Source organism: Aestuariivirga sp. (assembly GCF_044239095.1).
Taxonomy (GTDB): domain Bacteria; phylum Pseudomonadota; class Alphaproteobacteria; order Rhizobiales; family Aestuariivirgaceae; genus Aestuariivirga.
This window is the reverse complement of sequence record NZ_JBIICB010000347.1, coordinates 1-3895: the sequence shown is the minus strand read 5'-3', so window position 1 is coordinate 3895 and position 3895 is coordinate 1. Positions and strand designations below refer to the sequence as shown.

Sequence of the window (3895 nt, the reverse complement as noted above, 5' to 3'; positions counted from 1 at the left end):
CGAAATGCCCGTTGTAGAAGATCGAGTATGGCATGGGCGCATTGTTGTAGCGGCTGGACCGGTGGTACCGCTTCATCGACTTCGCGGTCCATGTTCCCGATGGCGTAACCTTCCCGGCTCTCGCCGTTGATACCGGCCACTGACCGATCACCTCTCCATGATGATAGACCGTCATGGTCTGGGACGACTTGTCGACCCTCGCAATCACGCTCGCGGCCTGCGCCACAGGAACGAACAGTACCGCGACCAGCGCGCCGAGAATCATTGCCCTAAGCTTCATGGAGCCTCCCCCTTTATTCGGCGCTCCGGCCGGCTTCGGGCCATTGGAATCGGCCGGATCTGCTATTTTATGCCAAGGATTCCCCGGCAGGCGGAAAAAGATCAAGCCCCCCGCGCCTAAGGGCTCATCTCAGTCAACAGGCACGCCGGCAAATCATGGAAGCAAGTGGCGCCAGGCCAAGCGGGATCAGCAGTCGAAGGCGTAGTCGAACAACAGCGTATCAGTCCTGACGCGGCCGGTCGGCGCGCAGCGTTCCTGGACCTCCCGCGTTCCTCGGAGAACGACCCTCGTGTCATTCCGGCTCACCGAACCCTCCACCGCATATTCCAGCGGATGCGCGAGACAGTACCGAGAGAACACCCTTGCCGTTCCAATGTATCGGGAACCACGCCGCACGCCGTCGAAGAGCAGCGTACCTTCCTGGACCCCCGAGCGGCGGAGCTCCGGCTTTGGCCTCTCGTATGTAAACCACCGTTGATTGCCGTTGGCCTCAAGCCGCATCAGCGAACCGTTATGCCACCAGCAGCTGTCAGCATATGCCTGCACAGCTATCAGGTTTGTGGCGGCCAGTGCCGCAGCTCCAAGGATGATCGCCAGAATTCTCATGTTTCTCCCTCCTCCAGCCGTCAACATGTAAGACTATGAATCTGCCGTTATGGGATCAACTGCAGAGTTGTCAGCACCGGTGCTAAGCCTGAACTTCGGAGGAAAACCGCAGGATCCCGCTTTTGGATCTCGTAGCAAGATCGGCTTGGCTCCACCTGCGTGCAGCCTTGACCCTTTGTTCCCGCTTTGGCAGCGTTGCCTTGGAGAGTTTGCCTGGGAGTATGATGCATGATCAAGTCGGAACTTGCGAAGAAACTCGCAGACAATAACCCTCACCTCTACATCCAGGACGTCGATCGCATCGTGAATATCGTTCTCGACGAAATCACGAACGCTTTGCTGGCAGGTGGTCGCGTTGAACTGCGCGGGTTCGGGGCATTTACGGTCAAATCACGCGAGGCCCGCCTGGGCCGTAACCCACGCACCGGCACCTCCGTCGATGTCTGCGCCAAGCGCATTCCCACATTCAGGTGCGGCAAGGACCTCCACAAACGCCTCAATGAACCAAAAGCCTGAGGCTGGAAGTGTTCACGCCGCCAGCATTTCCATCACGCTGTCCGGCAGATCGCCTTCCTTGCAGATGAGCACGGCCTCGCTGTACTCACCGATGTTGGGATCCCCGGAGCGCTTGAAGGCAATAGCACCAACGGCGCCCTTGGCTACGGCGCTACGCGCCTGGGCTTTGGCAGACCCCTCAGAAAGGCATTGCACGCCTTGCTCAGCGACGAGTTCGCCCTCCGCGTCCTTGAAGGGCACCATGACGAAATATGTGACATTGGCCATGATCTTACTCCGAACCGAGGATTGGAACATATCAGAAACATTTCTAGCTGTCGAGTCGGGAAAACGGGACCGGATGACCAGCCCCGGCTCCGTGCCTGTTGATGGGCTTCACATGCGAAACAACCGCACCAGCACGTTCAGCGCCACCCGCAGGTTCCCAATATCCTCCTCCGGCCAGTTCATGGCATCCTCATCGGTGCAGACGATACGGTAGACCAGCAACGTCGGGCGGCGGCCCTGCGACATTCGATGTTCACGGTCGCAAGCATCGAGTGCGTCGGCGGCGGACTTGAACCGCCGCTTGAGCTTCTCGATGACCTCCAGTACCGGCTCACTGGGGCTGGCCCCGAAGATGCCTTCGTTGACGAGCAGCCCTGCGATCGACCGTGGGCTGGGCGAAGGCAGGCCACACACCGCGTGGTGCTGCCGGTACAACTCGGCAAACGCCACGCCTGCCTGGTACTGTGTTTCGCTGATCAACTCGCGGAAGGCCAACCGCCCCAGCGCGCTGCCAAGCCTCTCGTCCTTCGCCTGCTTCGCGGTGACGCCGAAATGGCGGCGCCGTGCATCGATGGCCACGCTCATTGCGTCCCTCTCCGTTTCCTGCCGTGTGCGCTTGCCACAGGCGTAGCGCTTGCCGGGTTTCCTCTTGCGTCCGGGGGCCATCACCGCACCTCCTTCGATAGGGAGCGCTTGCCGTAAAGCTTCTCGCCCAGTTGCTTCACCAGTTCCCGCTCGATCCACGTCAGCCGCTGGTCGTCGAGCGAGACAGCCAGTAACCCTTGCTCCATCCAGCCGTCGCGCTTCACACTTTCGGGCGGGCGCCTCTCACCGCCATAGCCACGGGGGAACCACTTCATGACGTCACCTCGCGCAGCAGGGCGGCATAGCCGCAGACATCCACCGCCGAGTCTTCGTGGGCGGGATCGTGGGCGAGCCGGGCAAGCTTCAGGTCGAGCAGGCAGAGCACCACCTGTGCCGGTGTGACCTCACGGCCGAGCGTCACCGACCACCTCGCTGCGATGGCGGCCATGTTGCTACTGGCATCGCCGTACTGGGTGCTGCGCTCGGCGATGACGTTCGCAACGTGCTTGAGGAACATTTGGGCGCGGGTGCTCATGCGCTGTCCTCCACGCCTTGGGAAAGCCGTGATCTAGGCACTTTGACCATCTTCGAGCGGAGCTCGGATCCGACATGCCTCCACCGTCGCCCGTTAATGATGTCGCCGACTACTTGTCTGCTAACACCGAAGCGGCGGGCTAGATCTCCCTGCGAGAGTCCCTTGGCAGCCATCTCAAGGATCAGGAGCGCCCTATCTTCGTCGAGCTTGGCTTGCCCATTTCGGCCCCCCCGATTGTGGGTCCCGTGAAGGAATGTGTCTGCAGCGTTCTCCTTCCGGGTAGCCCAGCGGAGGTTCCAGGGCTGGTTGTTGTCTCGGCTGCCATCGCAATGTGCAACCACATGATCTTTGCTGGGTGGGCGACCGAGAAACGCCAAAGCTACAAGACGGTGGATCGGGATACCGAGCCGCCGGTTTTCACGCCACAACTGAACAAAGAAATACCCGGTTTGATGATTGCACCATGGCCTGAGAAAGTGCCCGATCCGAGCGCCTTTACCGCCGATACTCCGTCGAACATGCGCATCTTCCGAGATCTCGTATTCTGGCCAGCCTGGGATAGACCGCCAGTCTGCATTGAGGTCGATCATGCCAAGCCCCCATTGGTTTCGAGGGCCCACAGGAGTATGGCGATGGCGTCTGCCTCGTTGTGATCAGCAGGCTTGAAGCCAAGCTCGCGCATTGCGGCGATGACCTCGTCCTTGCCAGCATTGCCCTTGCCGCAGGCGTACCTTTTCCAGGTGCCAACCGGCACCCCGCTGTAAGGGATGCTCTGAGCCTCGCACCATGATGTCAGCGTCGCGAGTAGACCGCCGTGGACATGTGAGGCGTCGGTGCCGATGTGCCGCCTGATTTCTTCGAAGTACACGGCATCGATGCCGCCGGTGATCTCCAGCGTCTGGTCGAGCCACTTGCCGAAGCGCAGGTAGCGCATCCCGCCGCCTTCGAAGCGGCTGTGCCGGAATTCCGCCGTGCCGTGGACGATGCGGCACCGGCTGGTTCGGACAGCCCAGCCGGTGGTGGTGCCCAGGTCGAGGGCAAGGATGGATGGAATCGTCGGGGTTGCCTTTGCCGCAAGCACAGGCAGAGTCGCGAGTACCATGATG

The 3895-nt window shown here is 60.9% G+C and carries 9 protein-coding genes; 1 reads left to right on the top strand and 8 read right to left on the bottom strand.

Going from position 1 to position 3895, the window contains the following annotated elements; translation table 11 throughout:
- Both ACILRA_RS20880 and ACILRA_RS20875 read right to left on the bottom strand, forming a co-directional pair.
- Window positions 1–280: L,D-transpeptidase family protein (locus tag ACILRA_RS20880; RefSeq protein ID WP_395663974.1), on the bottom strand; the 280-nt coding region annotated here is incomplete at its 3' end.
- 186 nt (window positions 281–466) lie between these two features.
- A complete protein-coding gene (locus tag ACILRA_RS20875) occupies window positions 467–886 on the bottom strand; it encodes a hypothetical protein (RefSeq protein WP_395663973.1) in 420 nt (139 codons plus the stop codon).
- 228 nt (window positions 887–1114) lie between these two features.
- On the opposite strand from ACILRA_RS20875, the gene ACILRA_RS20870 reads away from it, so the two are divergent.
- Entirely contained in the window at window positions 1115–1402 is a 288-nt protein-coding gene (locus ACILRA_RS20870) for an integration host factor subunit beta (protein WP_395663972.1), read from the top strand.
- Between the two features lie 12 nt (window positions 1403–1414).
- On the opposite strand, the gene ACILRA_RS20865 is transcribed toward ACILRA_RS20870, so the two are convergent.
- The 6 genes from ACILRA_RS20865 to ACILRA_RS20840 form a co-directional block, all read right to left on the bottom strand.
- On the bottom strand, window positions 1415–1669 hold the full coding sequence (locus ACILRA_RS20865) for a hypothetical protein (protein WP_395663971.1): 255 nt from the start codon (window positions 1667–1669) through the stop codon (window positions 1415–1417).
- 108 nt (window positions 1670–1777) lie between these two features.
- Window positions 1778–2335 carry a hypothetical protein gene (locus tag ACILRA_RS20860; protein WP_395663970.1) on the bottom strand — a complete coding sequence of 186 codons (558 nt, stop codon included), beginning with the start codon at window positions 2333–2335 and terminating at the stop codon, window positions 1778–1780.
- The gene (locus ACILRA_RS20855; RefSeq protein ID WP_395663969.1) at window positions 2335–2529 is read right to left on the bottom strand and encodes a hypothetical protein; all 195 of its coding nucleotides are present in this window, start codon (window positions 2527–2529) and stop codon (window positions 2335–2337) included. The genes ACILRA_RS20860 and ACILRA_RS20855 overlap by 1 nt, the downstream gene beginning before the upstream one ends.
- Window positions 2526–2789 carry a DUF6378 domain-containing protein gene (locus ACILRA_RS20850; RefSeq protein ID WP_395663968.1) on the bottom strand — a complete coding sequence of 88 codons (264 nt, stop codon included), beginning with the start codon at window positions 2787–2789 and terminating at the stop codon, window positions 2526–2528. The genes ACILRA_RS20855 and ACILRA_RS20850 overlap by 4 nt, the downstream gene beginning before the upstream one ends.
- Complete coding sequence (locus ACILRA_RS20845; RefSeq protein WP_395663967.1) at window positions 2786–3379, bottom strand: HNH endonuclease; 594 nt, start codon at window positions 3377–3379, stop codon at window positions 2786–2788. The genes ACILRA_RS20850 and ACILRA_RS20845 overlap by 4 nt, the downstream gene beginning before the upstream one ends.
- On the bottom strand, window positions 3376–3891 hold the full coding sequence (locus tag ACILRA_RS20840; RefSeq protein WP_395663975.1) for a crossover junction endodeoxyribonuclease RuvC: 516 nt from the start codon (window positions 3889–3891) through the stop codon (window positions 3376–3378). Before ACILRA_RS20840 ends, ACILRA_RS20845 begins: the two co-directional genes overlap by 4 nt.
- Between the last annotated feature and the right edge of the window lie 4 nt (window positions 3892–3895).

Coding starts and splice junctions, on each gene's coding strand:
- ACILRA_RS20875 (WP_395663973.1), bottom strand. CDS start 886: ATGAGAATTCTGGCGATCATCCTTGGAGCTGCGGCACTGGCCGCCACA.
- ACILRA_RS20850 (WP_395663968.1), bottom strand. CDS start 2,789: ATGAGCACCCGCGCCCAAATGTTCCTCAAGCACGTTGCGAACGTCATC.
- ACILRA_RS20860 (WP_395663970.1), bottom strand. CDS start 2,335: ATGGCCCCCGGACGCAAGAGGAAACCCGGCAAGCGCTACGCCTGTGGC.
- ACILRA_RS20870 (WP_395663972.1), top strand. CDS start 1,115: ATGATCAAGTCGGAACTTGCGAAGAAACTCGCAGACAATAACCCTCAC.
- ACILRA_RS20845 (WP_395663967.1), bottom strand. CDS start 3,379: ATGATCGACCTCAATGCAGACTGGCGGTCTATCCCAGGCTGGCCAGAA.
- ACILRA_RS20865 (WP_395663971.1), bottom strand. CDS start 1,669: ATGGCCAATGTCACATATTTCGTCATGGTGCCCTTCAAGGACGCGGAG.
- ACILRA_RS20840 (WP_395663975.1), bottom strand. CDS start 3,891: ATGGTACTCGCGACTCTGCCTGTGCTTGCGGCAAAGGCAACCCCGACG.
- ACILRA_RS20855 (WP_395663969.1), bottom strand. CDS start 2,529: ATGAAGTGGTTCCCCCGTGGCTATGGCGGTGAGAGGCGCCCGCCCGAA.